This is a genomic window from Ramlibacter sp. (assembly GCF_013697775.1).
Taxonomy (GTDB): Bacteria; Pseudomonadota; Gammaproteobacteria; order Burkholderiales; family Burkholderiaceae_C; genus Ramlibacter.
This window is the reverse complement of sequence record NZ_JACCWG010000430.1, coordinates 1-16,464: the sequence shown is the minus strand read 5'-3', so window position 1 is coordinate 16,464 and position 16,464 is coordinate 1. Positions and strand designations below refer to the sequence as shown.

Here is a 16,464-nt window from a genome sequence, read left to right as displayed (position 1 = left end):
GGCCTGGGCCGCGGCGGCGACTTCAATCGCATCTGAAGGCGGCAGGGCCGCCTTCCCGACGGACCGCCCGGAACAACGTGCAGTGCGGTCCCTCATGGGGGAAGGAGCCGGCTTCGCCGGGCCTTCCCCCACCGATCAGACCACTGAAGAAAATAGCGCAGCGATTTTCTTCAGTGAACCAGCCCGCTGGCCTTCTGCACCTCCACCCGGATCTCCTCGGTCAGCCGCGCCTTCAGCTCCATGAACACCGGCGTGGTCTTCATCGCGTAATGGCGCGGATGCGCGATCGGCACCGGCAGGTCGCATTTGATGCGGCCGGGCCGCGCCGTCATCACCACGACGCGGCTACCCATGAAGATGGCCTCGTCGATGTCGTGCGTGACGAACAGCACCGTCTTCTGCTCGCTTTCCCAGATGCCCTGCAGCAGCTCCTGCATCAGCTCGCGCGTCTGGTGGTCCAGCGCGCCGAAGGGCTCGTCCATCAGCAGGATGCGCGGCGCGTTGGCGAGCGCGCGCGCCAGCGCGGTGCGCTGCTGCATGCCGCCCGACAGCTGCTTGGGGAAATGGTTCTCGAAGCCGGCCAGCCCCACCTTGGCGATGAACTGGCGCGCGACGTCCTGCTGCTGCGCGAGCGCCATGCCTTTTTCGCGCAGGCCGAAGCACACGTTCTGCAGCACGGTGAGCCACGGGAACAGCGTGTAGCTCTGGAACACCATGCCGCGGTCGGCGCCGGGGCCAGTGACGGGCCTGCCGTCCAGCGCGATGGTGCCGGTGCTGGGCGTGTCCAGCCCGGCCACCATGCGCAGCAGCGTGCTCTTGCCGCAGCCCGAAGGCCCCAGGATGGTGATGAAATCGTTCTCGGCCACGCGCAGGTCGGTGGCCTGCAGCGCCAGCGTGCCGCCGTTGGCGCCGGCAAAGGTCTTGGAAACGCCGTCGACGGCGAGGATGGAGGAGTCGTTCATCGTCGTCACCGGCCGATCTGCGCCCACGGGAACACGGCGCGGTTGAGCGCCTTGAAGGCAAAGTCCGTCACCAGCCCGATCAGGCCGATCACGATGATGCCGAAGATGATCTGGTCGGTGGCCAGCAGCGCCTGGCTGTCGGTGATCATGTGGCCGATGCCGCTGGACGCGCCGATCAGCTCGGCGACGATCACGTAGGTCCAGGCCCAGCCCAGCACCATGCGCAAGGTCTCGGCGATCTCCGGCGCGCTGGAAGGCAGCAGCACGCGCGTGACGATGCCGCGGTCGCCCGCGCCCAGCGTGTACGCCGCCTCCACCAGGTCGCGCCGCGTGTTGCCCACGCTCACCGCCACCATGAGCACCAGCTGGAAGAAGCTGCCGATGAAGATCACCGCCAGCTTCTGCGCCTCGCCGATGCCGGCCCACAGGATCAGCAGCGGAATGAAGGCCGAGGCCGGCAGGTAGCGCGCGAAGCTGACGAAGGGCTCGAAGAACGCCTCCACCGGCTTGTACGCGCCCATCAGCACGCCCAGCGGCACGGCCAGCACGGCGGCGAGGAGAAAGCCGCCGAGCACGCGCCACACCGTCATGCCGATGTCGTAGGCGAAGTTGTACTTGGCCATCAGCGTCCAGCCGGAACGCAGCATGGTCAGCGGGTCGGCCAGGAACGTCTTGGACACGAGGCCGCCGAAGGTGACGGCGGACCACAGCAGCACGAACAGGACGAAGAAGGAGGCACCGAGCGCGACGCGCGCGCCCGGGCTCACGGGTTGCAGTGGACGCACGTCGGTGGCTTACTTCAGGAAGCGCGTGTCCGCCAGCTTCGTCAGGTCGGGAATCTGGCGGATGATGCCGGCTTCCAGCAGCAGCTCGGCTGCTTCCTTGCTGAAGGCGGCGTGCTCGCCCGAGAAGAACTTATTGTTGGCGTCGCGGTCCTGCCAGCGCAAGTATTTCGCGCTGCCCTCGAACTGCTCGCCGGTCTGCTTGACGTCCGCGCCCATGATCTCGAAGCTCTTCTTCGGATCGCGCTTGATCAGGTCCACTGCCTCGAAGTAGCTGTCGGTCAGCGCCTTGGCGGCCTTCGGGTTCTCGGACAGGAACTTGGGCGTGCAGCCGAAGGTGTCCATCACCATCGGGTAGTCCAGCGTGGTGGCGATGATCTTGCCGGCCTCGGGCTTGGCGCGCACCGCGCCCAGGTAGGGCTCGTAGGTCATGGCGGCGTCCACGCCGTCGGTGCCGGCGATCATGGCGTTGGCGGCGGCCTGCGGTTCCAGGTTGACCACCTTCACGTCCTTCACCGACATGCCGTTCTTCTTCAGGATCCACGCCAGGGCGAAGTAGGGCGAGGTGCCGGGCGCGCTGGCCGCCACCGTCTTGCCCTTCAGGTCGGCGATCTTGGCGATGGCGGGCTTGACCACCATGCCGTCGGCGCCGTAGCTCTTGTCCAGCTGGAAGATCTGCGTGGTGGCGACGCCGTTGGCGTTCCACACCACCCAGGTCTCCACCGTGGTGGCGGCGCACTGCACGTCGCCGGAAGCAATGGCCAGGTGGCGGTCCTTCTGCGGGATCTTCTTGATGCTCACGTCCAGGCCGTTCTTCTTGAAGATGCCGGCCTCCTTGGCCAGGGTGAGCGGGGCGAATCCGGTCCAGCCCGAGATGCCGACGGCGACCTTGGTCTCCTGGGCATGTACCGCTGCGGCGGCGAAGGCGATGAGCGAAAGGGCGGCCAGTTTCTTCATGAAAACTTCTCCATCGTTGACGTGATCTCTTTGTAGCGCGGCTTCAGCCAAGCCGCAATGCGTTGAATTCAGGAATCGTGCCACCGATGCCGCCGCGCGCCAGCAGCTGGTACACGGCCTCGATATCGGGCGCCAGGCTACGGTCCTGCATCATCGCCGGCGACATGGCGCGCACGCGGCGCAGCACGCCCTCCAGCACCGGCGAGCTTTTCAGCGGGCGCAGGAACTCGATGCCCTGGGCGGCGGCCAGCAGCTCGATGGCCACGATGCGCCCGGTGTTCTCCAGCATGCGCGCCAGGCGCCGCGCCGCGTGCGTGGCCATGCTGACGTGGTCTTCCTGGTTGGCCGAGGTGGGCAGGCTGTCCACGCTGGCCGGGTGCGCCAGCGGCTTGTTCTCGGAGGCCAGCGCCGCCGCCGTCACGTGCACGATCATGAAGCCGGAATTCAGCCCCGGCTCGGGCGTGAGAAAGGGCGGCAGGCGCGAAACCACCGTGTCCACCAGCATGGCGATGCGCCGCTCGGCGATGGCGCCGATTTCGGCGATGGCCACGGCCAGCGCGTCGGCCACCAGCGCCACCGGCTCGGCGTGGAAGTTGCCGCCGGAGAGCATTTCACCGGGTTGGATATCCCGTTCGCCGCCGCCACCTCGTTCGGGCTGAGCTTGTCGAAGCCCTTCGACAAGCTCAGCCCGAACGGATTGGGAGGGCTCAGGGCGAACGGAGGTGGATACGAACACCAGCGGGTTGTCGGTGACGGCATTGGCCTCGCGCGCCAGCACGCCGGCGGCATAGCGCATCTGGTCGAGGCAGGCGCCCATCACCTGCGGCTGGCAGCGCAGGCAGTAGGGGTCCTGCACGCGGTCGTCGTTGTCCAGGTGCGACTTGCGGATCTCGCTGCCGACGGCGAAGGCGCGGTACACGCCCGCGCAGTCGATCTGGCCGGGCTGGCCGCGCACCGCGTGGATGCGCGCATCGAACGGGCCGTCGCTGCCGCGCGCGGCGTCCAGCGAGAGCGCGCCGGCCACCATGGCGGCCTGGAACACGCGCTCGGTGCCGAACAGCGCGTCCAGCGCCAGCGCGGTGGACACCTGCGTGCCGTTGATCAGCGCCAGCCCTTCCTTGGCCGACAGCTCCAGCGGCGCCAGGCCGGCACGCTTGAGCGCCTGCGCCGCGCCCATGCGCTCGCCCTTGACGAAAACCTCGCCCTCGCCGATCAGCGGCAGGCACAGGTGCGCCAGCGGCGCCAGGTCGCCCGACGCGCCGACCGAGCCTTGCGACGGCACAACCGGCACGATGCCCGCGTTGTGTAGCGCCAGCAGCGCATCGACCACCTCTTCGCGCACGCCCGAATAGCCGCGTGCCAGGCTGGCCGCCTTGAGCACCAGCACCAGGCGCACCACGCGCTCGGTCAGCGGCTCGCCGACGCCGGCGGCGTGCGAGCGCAGCAGCTTCAACTGCAGCACCGCCAGGTCTTCCTTCTGGATGCGGGTGGTGGCCAGCTTGCCGAAGCCGGTGTTCACGCCGTAGACCGGTGCGTCGCCCTCGGTCGCGCGGCGCACCAGGTCGGCGCTGGCGCGGATGCCGTCGCGGCAGGCGGGGTCCAGCGCCACGGACAGGCGTTCGCCGCCGCACAGGCGCCGCAGCTGGTCCAGCGCGAGCTGGCCGGGAACCAGTGTTTCGTTGGGGGTCATGGGGGTCGCCGTGCTTTCGTTCTCAGGCCTGCATCGGCAGGTTCAGGCCGTGCTCGCGCGCGCAGTCCTGCGCATCCTCGTAGCCCGCGTCGGCATGACGCATCACACCGGTAGCCGGGTCGTTCCACAGCACGCGCTCGAGCTTGCCCGCCGCCTCCGGCGTGCCGTCGCACACGATCACCACGCCGGCATGCTGCGAGTAGCCCATGCCGACGCCGCCGCCGTGGTGCAGGCTGACCCAGGTGGCGCCGCTGGCGGTGTTGAGCAGGGCGTTCAGCAGCGGCCAGTCGCTCACCGCGTCGCTGCCGTCCTTCATGGCTTCGGTCTCGCGGTTCGGTGAGGCGACGGAGCCGCTGTCCAGGTGGTCGCGGCCGATCACGATCGGCGCCTTCAATTCGCCCGTGCGCACCATCTCGTTGAAGGCCAGGCCGGCGATGTGCCGCTCGCCCAGGCCCAGCCAGCAGATGCGCGCGGGCAGCCCCTGGAAGGCGATGCGCTCGCCCGCCATGTCCAGCCACTGGTGCAGGTGGCGGTTGTCGGGGAACAGCTCCTTCACCTTGGCGTCGGTCTTGCGGATGTCCTCCGGATCACCCGACAGTGCAACCCAGCGGAACGGGCCCACGCCACGGCAGAACAGCGGGCGGATGTAGGCCGGAACGAAGCCGGGGTAATCGAACGCGTTGGGCACGCGGTAGTCCTGCGCCACCTGGCGCAGGTTGTTGCCGTAGTCCACGGTAGGCACGCCCATCTCGTGGAAGGCCAGCATGGCGCGCACGTGCTTGGCGCACGATTCCCCGGCGGCCTGGCGCAGCGCGTCGTGCTGCGCCGGGTCCTTCTGCGCCTCGTGCCAGCGCTCCACCGTCCAGCCGGAGGGCAGGTAGCCGTTGATGAGGTCGTGCGCGGAGGTCTGGTCGGTCACGATGTCGGGCCGCGGGCCGCCGGCGCGCGCGCGTTTGGCCAGCTCCGGCACGATGTCGGCGGCATTGCCGCACAGTCCGATGGACACGGCTTCCTTGCGCGCGGTGTGCTGCTGGATCAGTGCGAGCGCCTCGTCGAGGTCGCGCGCCTGCTTGTCCAGATACTTGGTGCGCAGCCGCATGTCGATGCGCGACTGCTGGCATTCGATGTTGAGCGAGCAGGCGCCGGCGAAGCTGGCGGCCAGGGGCTGCGCGCCGCCCATGCCGCCCAGCCCGGCCGTCAGCACCCAGCGGCCGTGCAGCTCGCCCCCGTAGTGCTGGCGCCCCGCCTCCACGAAGGTTTCGTAGGTGCCCTGCACGATGCCCTGGCTGGCGATGTAGATCCAGCTGCCGGCCGTCATCTGCCCGTACATCATGAGTCCAGCCCGGTCGAGCTGGCTGAAGTGTTCCCAGGTCGCCCACTTGGGCACCAGGTTGGAATTGGCCAGCAGCACGCGCGGCGCGGCGGTGCTGGTGCGGAACACGCCGACCGGCTTGCCCGACTGGATGAGCAGCGTCTCGTCGGGCTGCAGCTTCTTAAGGCTGTGCAGGATGGCGTCGAACGCGGGCCAGTTGCGCGCCGCCTTGCCGATGCCGCCGTAGACCACCAGTTCATCGGGGTTCTCCGCGACGGCCGGGTCCAGGTTGTTCTGGATCATGCGGTAGGCCGCCTCGATCTGCCAGTTGGCGCAGGACAGCTCGGTGCCGCGCGGTGCGCTGACCGGCCGGGCCACGCTGCCGAGGAAAGGGGTTTGGGAAAGGTCGGACATCGCGCGCTCCCTGCGGCCTTGCGCCGGAACATGGGTCATAGGTGGTGGCTGTTGTCTATACAACTTGATGGCGAGAATCGTAGTTGTCTATACAAGTGGTGTCAACTGGGATAAGCTCCCGCCATGGCAGCAAGGGACATGCCTGCCTACGAGCAGGTCAAAGCCTATATCAAGCAGCGCATCGGCAGCGGCGAGTGGCGCCCCGGCGACCCGGTGCCCAGCGAGGCCGCGCTGTCCGCGCAGTTCGCCATCAGCCGCATGACCGGCAACCGCGCGCTGCGCGAGCTGGCCGCCGAGGGCTTCGTCACCCGCGTGCAGGGCTCGGGCACACGCGTCGCGCAGCTGCACCGCATTTCGTCGCAGCTCGTCATTCGCGACATCCACGAGGAAGTGGCCGAGCGCGGCCACCAGCATGCCACGCGCGTGCTGACCGTGGCGCAAGAAAAAGCCGGCACCGAACTGGCGCACTCGCTGGGCGTGAAGCTGGGCGCGCCCGTGTTCCACACCGTTCTGGTGCACCTGGAGAACGGCGTGCCCATCCAGTACGAGGACCGCTACGTCAATCCGGCCGCCGCGCCCGATTACCTGCAGACCGATTTCACGAAAGCCTCGCCCACCTCGCACCTGCTGCAGAACGCGCCGCTCACCGAGGCCAGCTACAGCATCGAGGCCTGCCTGCCCACGCCGGTCGAGGCCAAGGAGCTGGGCATTCGGCGCACCGAGCCGTGCCTGGTGGTGATGCGCCGCACCGTCAGCGGCACGCGGCCTGCCAGCGTGGCGCGGCTGGTGCACCCGGGCACGCGCTACAGCCTGGCGGGGCAGTTCCAGGCATGAGCTGGACTGTCGTACCTTTGTCGGCAGTGCAGGCCGTGTCCTGGCGCAACGGCGGCGGGCTGACGCGCGAGCTGCTGGCGTGGCCGGATGCGGCGCGTTGGTCGGTACGGCTGTCTGTGGCCAATGTCGAGCAAAACGGTCCGTTCTCGCGGTTCGACGGCGTGCAGCGCTGGTTCACCGTGCTGTCGGGCGCGGGCGTGCGCCTGCGCATCGGCGGCGTGCTGCAAACGCTCACACCTGAAAGCGCTCCCTTGCACTTCGACGGAGGAGCTGCGGCGGACTGCGCTTTGGTCGACGGGCCGACGCTGGACTTCAATCTCATGTCGCAAGGACGCGTGGCGCGGATGGAACGCGTGCGCGGGCAGCACGAGGCGCAAGTGCGCGCCGGACAACTCGTCGCCGTATGGACGAACGGTGCCGGCGGTGCGCTGGTCCATGGTGGCGAGCGCATCGCGCTCGCGCCGATGACACTGGCCTGGCGCATCGCCGCAGCGGAAAGCACGGTGCATTTCAACAGCGACGACGGACTCTGGATGGAGGTGGCCCCGTGAGCCTGGAACTGTGGACCAACTGCCGCGCCGCCACCATGCAGGCGGACGCGGCGCAGCCGTACGGCCTGATCGACGACGTAGCTATCGTGGTCGAGGGCGAGCGCATCGCCTGGATCGGCGCGCGCGGTGAACTGCCGGCGGACCTGGCCGCGCGTTGCGAACGCCGGCACGACGGCGAAGGCGCACTGGTGACGCCGGGCCTGGTGGATTGCCACACGCACCTGGTCTACGGCGGCGACCGCGCGCACGAGTTCGAGCTGCGACTGAACGGCGCCAGCTACGAGGACATCGCGCGCGCCGGCGGCGGCATCGTCTCCACGGTGGCGGCCACGCGTGCCGCCGGCGAGGCCGAGCTGCTGCGGCAAAGCCTGCCGCGGCTGCAGGCGCTGGCGGCCGAAGGCGTGACCACGGTGGAGATCAAGTCGGGCTATGGCCTGTCGCTGGAGCACGAGGGCAAGTGCTTGCGTACGGCGCGCGCGCTTGCCGCGCACGCGCCGGTGGACGTGCGCACCACCTTCCTCGGCGCGCACGCGCTGCCGCCGGAATTCGCCGGCCGCACGGACGACTATGTGGACGAGGTGTTGCGCATGCTGGCGGCGCTGCACGCGCAAGGCTGCGTCGACGCGGTGGATGCGTTCTGCGAGCGCATCGCCTTCAGCACGGCCCAGGTCGAGCGCGTGTTCCAGGCCGCGCAGGCACTTGGCCTGCCGGTCAAGCTGCATGCCGAGCAGCTGAGCGACAGCGGAGGCGCGCAACTCGCGGCGCGCTACGGGGCCTTGAGCTGCGACCACCTGGAGTGGCTGTCGCCCGAGGGCGCGCAGGCAATGGCGCAGGCCGGCTCGGTCGCGGTGCTGCTGCCCGGCGCCTTCTACTTCCTGCGCGAAACCCGCCTGCCGCCGATCGCGCTGCTGCGCGAGCACGGCGTGCCGATGGCCGTGTCCACCGACTGCAACCCCGGCAGCTCGCCGTGCACTTCGCTGCTGCTGATGCTCAACATGGCCTGCACGCTGTTCCGCATGACGCCGGAAGAAGCGTTGGCCGGCGTCACGCGCAACGCCGCACGCGCCTTGGGCCTGGGCGACCGCGGCGTGCTCGCGCCCGGCCTGCGCGCCGACTTCGTTCTGTGGCGCGTGTGCGAGCCGGCGCAGCTGGCCTACGCCTTCGGCGCCAACCCGCGGCTGCGCACCGTGTTCAAGGGGCGGGCGCTATGAGCTTCCATCTCCACACCGGCAGCCAGCCGATCCTGGTCAGCATGCCCCATGCGGGCACCGACATTCCGCAAGACCTGCGCGACGCCTACGTGCCGCGCGCGCTTGCCGTGGAAGACACCGACTGGCACCTGCCGCTGCTGCACGACTGGCTGGACGCGATGGGCGCCAGCGTGCTGTTGCCGCGCCATTCGCGCTACGTGATCGACCTGAACCGGCCGCCGGACGACGCACCGATGTACCCCGGTGCATCCAACACCGAGCTGTGCCCGACGCGGTTCTTCACGGGCGACCCGCTGTACCGCGAGAGACGCGAACCCTCGGCCGGAGAGAAGGAACGCCGCCGCGCTCTGTACTGGCAGCCGTACCACGACGCCCTTGCCGGCGAACTCGCGCGGCTGAAAGCCCGCCACGGCTTCGCGCTGCTGTGGGATGCGCACAGCATCCGGTCGCAAATTCCCTGGCTGTTCGAGGGCGTGCTGCCGGACCTCAACATCGGCACGGCGAACGGCGCGAGCGCGCATGCCGACATCGCCGATGCCGTGGCGCAAGCGGCGGCGCGGCGTGGCGGATGCAGCCACGTCGTCAACGGCCGCTTCAAGGGTGGCTACATCACGCGGCACTACGGACATCCGGCCGGCGACGTGCACGCGGTGCAGCTGGAGATGTGCCAGAGCCTCTACATGCGCGAAGAGCCGCCGTATGCGTATGACGCACCACGCACCGCATTCGCGCGGCCCGTGGTGCGCGACATGATGGAAGCCGCGCTCGCGGCCTGCAAGGCACTGTATGGGCGCTGAGCTCCTGCATTTCTTTGCCGAGCGCGCCTGGGTGCAGGGACGCTGGGCGAGCGGCGTGCGCATGGCGGTGGGAGACGACGGCCTCTGGCGCGAGATCGCCATCGACACGCCGCCGCTGCCCGGCGCGCGGCGCCTTCAGGGCGCGGTGCTGCCCGGCCTTGTGAACGCGCACAGCCACGCTTTCCAGCGCGCAATGGCCGGCCTGACCGAGCGCGGCGGCGCCGCGCAGGACGATTTCTGGCAATGGCGCGACCGCATGTACAGCGCGGCACTGCGCATCGCGCCGCAGCAGCTCGAGGCCATTGCCGCCTTCCTGTACGCCGAGCTGCTGCGCGCGGGCTACACGCAGGTCTGCGAGTTCCATTACCTGCACAACGACGTGGATGGCCGGCCGTATGCCGACGCGCTGGAGATGTCGCGCGCGCTGCTGCGGGCAGCGGCGCGCACCGGCATCGGCCTGACCCTGCTGCCCACGCTGTACATGCGCTCGGGCTTCGGCGCGCCAGGGCTGCGCGACGACCAGCGGCGCTTCGCCTCCACGCCGGACGGCGTGCTGCGCATTGCCGAAGCCGTGATGCGCGAGGGCGCACCGGGCCGCGTGCGCGCCGGCGTGGCCCTGCACTCGCTGCGTGCCGTGCCCGAGGGCGCGTTGCGCGAAGTCGCCGCTGCCGCCACCCAGGCGCGGCTGCCGGTCCACATCCACATCGCCGAGCAGGTGCAGGAGGTGGACGACTGCCTGGCGCACCACGGCAGCCGGCCGATCGAATGGCTGCTGGCGCATGCGCAGCCGGACGCGCGCTGGAACCTGGTGCATGCGACGCACACCCTGCCGGCGGAGCTTGCGGGCCTGAAGGCAGCCGGCGCGTCCATCGTCATCTGCCCCAGCACCGAAGCCAACCTGGGCGACGGCGTGTTCGAGTTGCCGGGCTGGCTGGTGCAGGGCGGACGCTGGTCGATCGGCTCGGACAGCCACGTCACGCGCAGCTGGCAGGAGGAACTGCGGCTGCTGGAGTATTCACAGCGCTTCGCGCGGCGGGCGCGCAACGTGGCGGCGCGGGCCGCGGGGCAGGAAGCGAGCGCGGCGGTGCTGTTCGAAGGCGCGCTGCAAGGCGGCACGGCGGCCGCCGGCCTGCCGCTGGCCGGTCTTGCGGTGGGCCAGCGTGCCGACTTCATGGTGCTCGACGGGCAAGCGCCGGCACTGGCCGGCGTGCCGATGGACCACCTGTTGGATGCGCTGGTGTTCTCCAGCCCGGAAACACCGCCGGCCACGGTGTTCGTGGCCGGCAGGGAGGTTGCGGCGGCGCAGCCGCAGTTGCGCGACGACTTCATCCGCGCGATGCGTGCGCTGTGGGGCGGCTGATCGTGCTCAGGCGCTGAAGAAGCCCTTGAGCTTGTCGGCCCAGGTTTCCTCGGCCGGCGAGTGCTTGTGGCCGGCCTTGCGCAGCGAGTCGTCCAGTTCCTTGAGCAGGCGCCGCTGGTGCTCGGTGAGCTTGACCGGGGTTTCCACCGCGATGTGGCAGTACAGGTCGCCGGGGTAGCTGGAACGCACGCCCTTGATGCCCTTGCCGCGCAGGCGGAACTGCTTGCCGGCCTGCGTGCCTTCGGGGATGTCGATGGCCGCCTTGCCTTCCAGCGTGGGCACGTCGATTTCGCCGCCCAGCGCCGCGCGCGTGATGCTGATCGGCACCACCACGTGCAGGTCGTCGCCGTCGCGCTCGAAGATCTCGTGCTTCTTCAGCCGGATCTCGATGTACAGGTCGCCGGGCGGGCCGCCGTTGGTGCCGGGCTCGCCGTTGCCCGCGCTGCGGATGCGCATGCCGTCGTCGATGCCGGCGGGGATGCGTACTTCCAGCGTGCGCTGCTTCTTCACCTTGCCCTGGCCGTGGCAGGTGGTGCAGGGCTCGGGAATGATCTTGCCGGTGCCGCGGCAATGCGGGCAGGTCTGCTGCACGCTGAAGAAGCCCTGGCGCATCTGCACCACGCCCTGGCCGTGGCAGGTGGCGCAGGTCTTGGCCTGGGTGCCCGGCTTGGCGCCGCTGCCGTGGCAGGTTTCGCATTCGTCCCACGACGGAATGCGGATCTGCGCGTCCTTGCCCTTGGCGGCTTCCTCCAGCGTGACTTCCATCGCATAGGAGAGGTCGCTGCCGCGGTACACCTGGCGGCCGCCGCGCTGGCCGGCCCGGCCCGCGGCCTGGCCGCCGAAGATGTCGCCGAAGATGTCGCCGAAGGCTTCCGCGAAGCCGCCGAAGCCTTCCGCGCCCGGGCCGCCGCGCATGTTGGGGTCGACGCCGGCGTGGCCGAACTGGTCGTAGGCCGCGCGCTTCTCCGGCTCGGAGAGCATCTCGTAGGCCTCCTTGGCCTCCTTGAATTTCGCCTCGGCTTCCTTGCCGTTGTCGCCCTGGTTGCGGTCAGGGTGGTACTTCATCGCCAGCTTGCGATAAGACTTCTTGATTTCGTCGTCGGAGGCGTTCTTGGGGACGCCCAGGACTTCGTAGTAGTCGCGTTTGGTGGCCATGGTGTTTGGATAAGCCCTTCGACAAGCTCAGGGCGAACGGTGGTGTGCTTCGGTGCGCGTGGGTGGAGCCTGAAGCACTCAGCCCGAACGGAGACACCTCCGTTCGGGCTGAGCCTGTCGAAGCCCTCGCGGGGGTTCAGCCCTTCTTGACTTCCTTGACTTCGGCGTCGACCACATTGTCGTCGTTCGCCGGCTTGGACGAAGCCTGCTGCTCGCCACCCGGGGCCTGCTGGCCCTGCATGCCTTCGTACATCTTCTCGCCCAGCTTCTGGCTGGCCATCATCAGCGTGTTGGTCTTGGCCTCGATGGCTTCCTTGTCCTCGCCCTTCAGGGTTTCGTCCAGGTCCTTCAGCGCGGCCTCGATCTTTTCCTTCTCGCCGGCGTCGATCTTGTCGGCGTGCTCGGTCAGGCTCTTGCGCACGCTGTGCACCATGGCTTCGCCCTGGTTCTTCGCCTGCACGATCTCCAGCTTCTTCTTGTCGTCGGCGGCGTTCAGCTCGGCGTCCTTCACCATCTTCTCGATCTCGGCTTCCGACAGGCCCGAGTTCGCCTTGATGGTGATCTTGTTCTCCTTGCCGGTGCCCTTGTCCTTGGCGCTCACGTGCAGGATGCCGTTGGCGTCGATGTCGAAGGTCACCTCGATCTGCGGCAGGCCGCGCGGCGACGGCGGGATGCCTTCGAGGTTGAACTCGCCCAGCGCCTTGTTGCCCGTGGCCATCTCGCGCTCGCCCTGGAACACCTTGATCGTCACCGCCGGCTGGTTGTCGTCGGCCGTCGAGAAGGTCTGCGCGAACTTCGTCGGGATCGTGGTGTTCTTCTTGATCATCTTGGTCATCACGCCGCCCAGCGTCTCGATGCCCAGCGACAGCGGCGTCACGTCCAGCAGCAGCACGTCCTTGCGCTCGCCCGAGAGCACCTGGCCCTGGATGGCGGCGCCCACCGCGACGGCTTCGTCGGGGTTCACGTCCTTGCGCGGTTCCTTGCCGAAGAACTCCTTGACCTTGTCCTGCACCTTGGGCATGCGCGTCATGCCGCCCACCAGGATCACGTCCTGGATGTCGCTGACCGACACGCCGGCGTCCTTGATGGCGGTCTTGCAGGGGTCCATGGTGCGCGCGATCAGCTCGTCGACCAGCGACTCGAGCTTGGCGCGCGTGAGCTTGATGTTCAGGTGCTTGGGACCCGAGGCATCGGCCGTCACGTAAGGCAGGTTGATGTCGGTCTGCGTGCTGTTGGACAGCTCGATCTTGGCCTTCTCGGCCGCTTCCTTCAGGCGCTGCAGCGCCAGCACGTCCTTGGTCAGGTCGACGCCTTGCTCTTTCTTGAACTCGGTGACGATGTAATCGATGATGCGCTGGTCGAAGTCTTCGCCGCCCAGGAAGGTGTCGCCGTTGGTGGAGAGCACCTCGAACTGCTTTTCGCCGTCGACGTCGGCGATCTCGATGATCGAGATGTCGAAGGTGCCACCGCCCAGGTCATAGACGGCGATCTTGCGGTCGCCCTTGGCGTGCTTGTCCAGGCCGAAGGCGAGCGCCGCGGCGGTCGGCTCGTTGATGATGCGCTTGACGTCCAGCCCGGCGATGCGGCCGGCGTCCTTGGTGGCCTGGCGCTGGCTGTCGTTGAAATAGGCCAGCACCGTGATCACGGCCTCGGTGACCTCTTCGCCCAGGTAGTCCTCGGCGGTCTTCTTCATCTTGCGCAGGATTTCGGCGCTGATCTGCGGCGGTGCCAGCTTCTTGCCGCGCACGCCGACCCAGGCGTCGCCATTGTCGGCGGCCGCGATCTGGTAGGGCATCAGCTCGATGTCCTTCTGCACTTCTTTTTCGGTGAACTTGCGGCCAATCAGGCGCTTGACCGCGTAGATCGTGTTGCGGGGGTTGGTGACCGCCTGCCGCTTGGCCGAGGCGCCGACCAGGATCTCTTCGTCTTCCTGGTAGGCGACGATCGAAGGCGTGGTGCGCGCGCCCTCGGAGTTCTCGATCACCTTGACCGTGTTGCCCTCCATGATCGCCACGCACGAGTTGGTGGTGCCGAGGTCGATGCCGATGATCTTTGCCATGTGGTTTCTCCTGTTGATGACCTGTTCGCCAGGCCGTTCAAATGTTGTTCGTTAACTGTGGATAAGCTGTGGAGTTTCAAGGATCGGCACAGCGATCATTTGGGCGCGGTCACCGTCACCAGGGCTGGGCGCAGCACCCGCTCGGAGATGGCGTAGCCCTTCTGCAGCACGCTGACCACCGTGTTGGGCGGCTGGTCGGCCGGCGCCACGGAAATGGCCTGGTGCTGGTGCGGATCGAACTTGGCGGCGGCAGCCGGGTTGATCTCGGTCACGCGGTTGCGCTCCAGCGCGCTCTTGAGCTGGCGCAGCGTGGCCTCGGCGCCTTCGCGGATCTGCTCGGCGGTGGCGTCCTTGTGGGCCAGGCCGGCTTCCAGGCTGTCGCACACCGGCAGCAGGCTCTCGGCGAAGCTTTCCACGGCGAACTTGCGCGCCTTGGACATCTCGTCCTCGGCGCGGCGGCGCGTGTTTTGCATGTCGGCCTGGGCGCGCAGGACCTGCTCGCCCAGCTCGGCGTGCTTGGCCTGCAGGGCAGCCAGTTCGGCCTGGGCGTTCGCCAGCGCGTCGTTGTCGTCGGGAGCGGCGGCGGCAAAATCCGCGGCTTGCGGGGTGGCGCCGGGCGCGGCGGAAGCCGCCTGCTCGGGCGCCGGATTCTCGGTCTGTGGGTTCTCGGACATGTTCTAGGGTGTTGGACTTCGAGGACGGGCAGCAGCTTGGGGCGCCGAGGCCCTTTTCAAGGCAGGGGCATCGACGGGAAGCGCGGCCGGTGCGGCGGCGAGCAGCTCGCTCCACTGCTGCGCCCAGCGGCCGAGCGGCTTGAGATGCTTCACCAGCTCGCGCCCGGCGTCGGTCAGCGTGTAGCCGGCCTCGCCCGGCGCGATCAGCCGGGCCTCGCGCAATTCCTTCAGCCGGGCATTGAGGACGGAGGGCGACATGCCGTCGGCACTGGCGCGCAGCAGCCGGAAGCTCTGGCCGTGGCCGTCGCGCAGCTCCCACAGCAGCCGCATGGTGCCGCGCCGTCCCAGCAGGTCGAGCAGGGCCATCTCCGGCCGGCCCGTCGCCGACCCGCGAACCGCTTGGCCGGGCAGGGGCATGCGCGAAGTCATGGGCGGCGATTGTAGGCGGCGGGTTGTCGCGGCGGCGACCTACGCTACGGATTGCGTAGCGGTACAGTGGCGTGCGCTACGCAATCCGTAGCGGTCGCAACCGCAATTACGAGGACGCACATGGACCCGACGCCCCGCATCGCTCCTTTGGAGCCGCCGTTCGCGCCGGCTTTGCAGCAGGCCCTGGAGCGCATCACGCCGCCGGCCGCGCCGGACATCCTGGCACTGTTCCGCGTGCTGGCGCGGCACCCCGAGCTGATGGACCGCATGCGGTCGGTCGGTGGCTTCCTGCTCGGGCCAAAGGCCAGCCTGGCGCTGCGCGAACGCGAGGTCGTCATCGACCGCGTGAGCGCGCGCTGCGGTGCCGAGTACGAATGGGGCGTGCACGTGGCCGCTTTTGGCGAGGCAGCGGGATTCACCGACGCCGAGAACGCGGCCATCGCCGATCCGCACGATGACGGTGCAACCTTGCCGGAGCGCGACCGCCTGCTGGTGCGCATGGTCGACCAGCTGCACCACACGGGCACGGTCGACGACGCGTTGTGGGCGGAGCTGGCAGCGCGATGGAGCGAGATGCAGCTGATCGAGCTGCTGGTGCTGGCCGGCTGGTACCACGCTATCGGCTATGTGTGCACCGCCGCGCGCGTGCCGCCCGAGGCGTGGGCCGCGCGCTGGGCACGGCAAGGCGGATGCTAGAGTGGCGTCCCCGAAAACAGGAGCAGGCATGGCCAAGCAATTGATCAGTTCCGGTTCGCCCTTCGAGGCCGAGATCGGTTACTCACGCGCGGTGGTGGACGGCGACTGGGTGTTTGTCTCCGGCACCACGGGCTACGACTACGCCACGATGGAAATTTCGGACGACGTGGCGGAGCAGTGCGAGCAGTGCCTGAAGAACATCCAGCACGCCCTGCAGCAAGCCGGCTCGGACTTGCGCGATACGGTGCGGGTGAACTACGTTCTGCCGCGCGGCGACGATTTCAAAGCGTGCTGGCCGGTGCTGAGGAAGTACTTCGGCGACGTGCGGCCGGCGGCCATGATGATCTCTGCTGCCTTGCTCGATCCGAAGATGAAGATCGAGATTGAAGTCACTGCGCGCAAGCAGTCTTCGTAAGTCGTTGCGCGTTGCGCGTTGCACCGCGCGCGGCAGGCGGTGCCCGGTGTGTGGCCGCGGAACGGCGCTCCGCGGCTGCGCCGCGGAGTAAAGCTGCGAGGCTTGGACTGGGGCCGGCGCGGCGGAACTCGCTGCGCGTTTGCAAAGCAAACGCTCCGCTCAGACA

The 16,464-nt window shown here is 68.6% G+C and carries 16 protein-coding genes; 7 read left to right on the top strand and 9 right to left on the bottom strand.

Features of this window, described 5'->3' with window-relative positions; all coding sequences use genetic code 11:
- Positions 1-170: 170 nt before the first annotated feature.
- Genes H0U68_RS21820 through hutU form a run of 5 tightly spaced genes read right to left on the bottom strand, consistent with a single transcriptional unit; the run spans position 171 to position 6,117 of the window.
- Complete coding sequence (locus H0U68_RS21820; RefSeq protein ID WP_296359005.1) at positions 171-962, bottom strand: ABC transporter ATP-binding protein; 792 nt, start codon at positions 960-962, stop codon at positions 171-173.
- A gap of 5 nt (positions 963-967) precedes the next feature.
- Positions 968-1,747 carry an ABC transporter permease gene (locus H0U68_RS21815; protein WP_296359004.1) on the bottom strand — a complete coding sequence of 260 codons (780 nt, stop codon included), beginning with the start codon at positions 1,745-1,747 and terminating at the stop codon, positions 968-970.
- A gap of 9 nt (positions 1,748-1,756) precedes the next feature.
- Complete coding sequence (locus H0U68_RS21810) at positions 1,757-2,701, bottom strand: ABC transporter substrate-binding protein (RefSeq protein ID WP_296359003.1); 945 nt, start codon at positions 2,699-2,701, stop codon at positions 1,757-1,759.
- Positions 2,702-2,744: 43 nt separating this feature from the next.
- A complete protein-coding gene (hutH, locus tag H0U68_RS21805) occupies positions 2,745-4,391 on the bottom strand; it encodes a histidine ammonia-lyase (protein WP_296359002.1) in 1,647 nt (548 codons plus the stop codon).
- Between the two features lie 22 nt (positions 4,392-4,413).
- Entirely contained in the window at positions 4,414-6,117 is a 1,704-nt protein-coding gene (hutU, locus tag H0U68_RS21800) for a urocanate hydratase (protein ID WP_296359001.1), read from the bottom strand.
- A 123-nt stretch (positions 6,118-6,240) separates the two neighbouring features.
- On the opposite strand from hutU, the gene hutC reads away from it, so the two are divergent.
- Genes hutC through H0U68_RS21775 form a run of 5 tightly spaced genes read left to right on the top strand, consistent with a single transcriptional unit; the run spans position 6,241 to position 10,870 of the window.
- Positions 6,241-6,951 (top strand): histidine utilization repressor, encoded by a 711-nt coding sequence (gene hutC, locus H0U68_RS21795; protein ID WP_296359000.1) that lies wholly within the window; start codon positions 6,241-6,243, stop codon positions 6,949-6,951.
- On the top strand, positions 6,948-7,502 hold the full coding sequence (locus tag H0U68_RS21790) for a HutD family protein (RefSeq protein WP_296358999.1): 555 nt from the start codon (positions 6,948-6,950) through the stop codon (positions 7,500-7,502). The genes hutC and H0U68_RS21790 overlap by 4 nt, the downstream gene beginning before the upstream one ends.
- A 35-nt stretch (positions 7,503-7,537) precedes the next feature.
- Positions 7,538-8,713, top strand: coding sequence for an imidazolonepropionase (hutI, locus tag H0U68_RS21785; RefSeq protein WP_296359006.1), 1,176 nt, complete (start codon positions 7,538-7,540; stop codon positions 8,711-8,713).
- On the top strand, positions 8,710-9,510 hold the full coding sequence (gene hutG / locus H0U68_RS21780; protein ID WP_296358998.1) for an N-formylglutamate deformylase: 801 nt from the start codon (positions 8,710-8,712) through the stop codon (positions 9,508-9,510). The genes hutI and hutG overlap by 4 nt, the downstream gene beginning before the upstream one ends.
- Positions 9,500-10,870, top strand: a complete 1,371-nt coding sequence (locus tag H0U68_RS21775; RefSeq protein ID WP_296358997.1) for a formimidoylglutamate deiminase — start codon at positions 9,500-9,502, stop codon at positions 10,868-10,870. The genes hutG and H0U68_RS21775 overlap by 11 nt, the downstream gene beginning before the upstream one ends.
- A 6-nt stretch (positions 10,871-10,876) precedes the next feature.
- Here H0U68_RS21775 and dnaJ read toward each other — a convergent pair whose 3' ends face one another.
- From dnaJ to H0U68_RS21755, 4 genes are all read right to left on the bottom strand, one after another.
- Positions 10,877-12,025 (bottom strand): molecular chaperone DnaJ, encoded by a 1,149-nt coding sequence (gene dnaJ, locus H0U68_RS21770; RefSeq protein ID WP_296358996.1) that lies wholly within the window; start codon positions 12,023-12,025, stop codon positions 10,877-10,879.
- A gap of 136 nt (positions 12,026-12,161) precedes the next feature.
- Positions 12,162-14,084, bottom strand: coding sequence for a molecular chaperone DnaK (gene dnaK, locus H0U68_RS21765; protein WP_296358995.1), 1,923 nt, complete (start codon positions 14,082-14,084; stop codon positions 12,162-12,164).
- A gap of 95 nt (positions 14,085-14,179) precedes the next feature.
- The gene (gene grpE, locus H0U68_RS21760) at positions 14,180-14,758 is read right to left on the bottom strand and encodes a nucleotide exchange factor GrpE (protein ID WP_296358994.1); all 579 of its coding nucleotides are present in this window, start codon (positions 14,756-14,758) and stop codon (positions 14,180-14,182) included.
- A 3-nt stretch (positions 14,759-14,761) separates the two neighbouring features.
- Complete coding sequence (locus H0U68_RS21755) at positions 14,762-15,187, bottom strand: helix-turn-helix domain-containing protein (RefSeq protein ID WP_296358993.1); 426 nt, start codon at positions 15,185-15,187, stop codon at positions 14,762-14,764.
- A 120-nt stretch (positions 15,188-15,307) separates the two neighbouring features.
- On the opposite strand from H0U68_RS21755, the gene H0U68_RS21750 reads away from it, so the two are divergent.
- On the top strand, positions 15,308-15,883 hold the full coding sequence (locus H0U68_RS21750; RefSeq protein WP_296358992.1) for a carboxymuconolactone decarboxylase family protein: 576 nt from the start codon (positions 15,308-15,310) through the stop codon (positions 15,881-15,883).
- 28 nt (positions 15,884-15,911) lie between these two features.
- On the top strand, positions 15,912-16,298 hold the full coding sequence (locus tag H0U68_RS21745) for a RidA family protein (protein ID WP_296358991.1): 387 nt from the start codon (positions 15,912-15,914) through the stop codon (positions 16,296-16,298).
- Positions 16,299-16,464: the final 166 nt, after the last annotated feature.

What these genes read in the sequence shown, in the direction of transcription:
- H0U68_RS21820 (WP_296359005.1), bottom strand. Translation starts at nt 962, where the DNA reads ATGAACGACTCCTCCATCCTCGCCGTCGACGGCGTTTCCAAGACCTTT.
- H0U68_RS21810 (WP_296359003.1), bottom strand. Translation starts at nt 2,701, where the DNA reads ATGAAGAAACTGGCCGCCCTTTCGCTCATCGCCTTCGCCGCCGCAGCG.
- hutH (WP_296359002.1), bottom strand. Translation starts at nt 4,391, where the DNA reads ATGACCCCCAACGAAACACTGGTTCCCGGCCAGCTCGCGCTGGACCAG.
- hutU (WP_296359001.1), bottom strand. Translation starts at nt 6,117, where the DNA reads ATGTCCGACCTTTCCCAAACCCCTTTCCTCGGCAGCGTGGCCCGGCCG.
- hutC (WP_296359000.1), top strand. Translation starts at nt 6,241, where the DNA reads ATGGCAGCAAGGGACATGCCTGCCTACGAGCAGGTCAAAGCCTATATC.
- H0U68_RS21790 (WP_296358999.1), top strand. Translation starts at nt 6,948, where the DNA reads ATGAGCTGGACTGTCGTACCTTTGTCGGCAGTGCAGGCCGTGTCCTGG.
- hutI (WP_296359006.1), top strand. Translation starts at nt 7,538, where the DNA reads ATGCAGGCGGACGCGGCGCAGCCGTACGGCCTGATCGACGACGTAGCT.
- hutG (WP_296358998.1), top strand. Translation starts at nt 8,710, where the DNA reads ATGAGCTTCCATCTCCACACCGGCAGCCAGCCGATCCTGGTCAGCATG.
- H0U68_RS21775 (WP_296358997.1), top strand. Translation starts at nt 9,500, where the DNA reads ATGGGCGCTGAGCTCCTGCATTTCTTTGCCGAGCGCGCCTGGGTGCAG.
- dnaJ (WP_296358996.1), bottom strand. Translation starts at nt 12,025, where the DNA reads ATGGCCACCAAACGCGACTACTACGAAGTCCTGGGCGTCCCCAAGAAC.
- dnaK (WP_296358995.1), bottom strand. Translation starts at nt 14,084, where the DNA reads ATGGCAAAGATCATCGGCATCGACCTCGGCACCACCAACTCGTGCGTG.
- grpE (WP_296358994.1), bottom strand. Translation starts at nt 14,758, where the DNA reads ATGTCCGAGAACCCACAGACCGAGAATCCGGCGCCCGAGCAGGCGGCT.
- H0U68_RS21755 (WP_296358993.1), bottom strand. Translation starts at nt 15,187, where the DNA reads ATGACTTCGCGCATGCCCCTGCCCGGCCAAGCGGTTCGCGGGTCGGCG.
- H0U68_RS21750 (WP_296358992.1), top strand. Translation starts at nt 15,308, where the DNA reads ATGGACCCGACGCCCCGCATCGCTCCTTTGGAGCCGCCGTTCGCGCCG.
- H0U68_RS21745 (WP_296358991.1), top strand. Translation starts at nt 15,912, where the DNA reads ATGGCCAAGCAATTGATCAGTTCCGGTTCGCCCTTCGAGGCCGAGATC.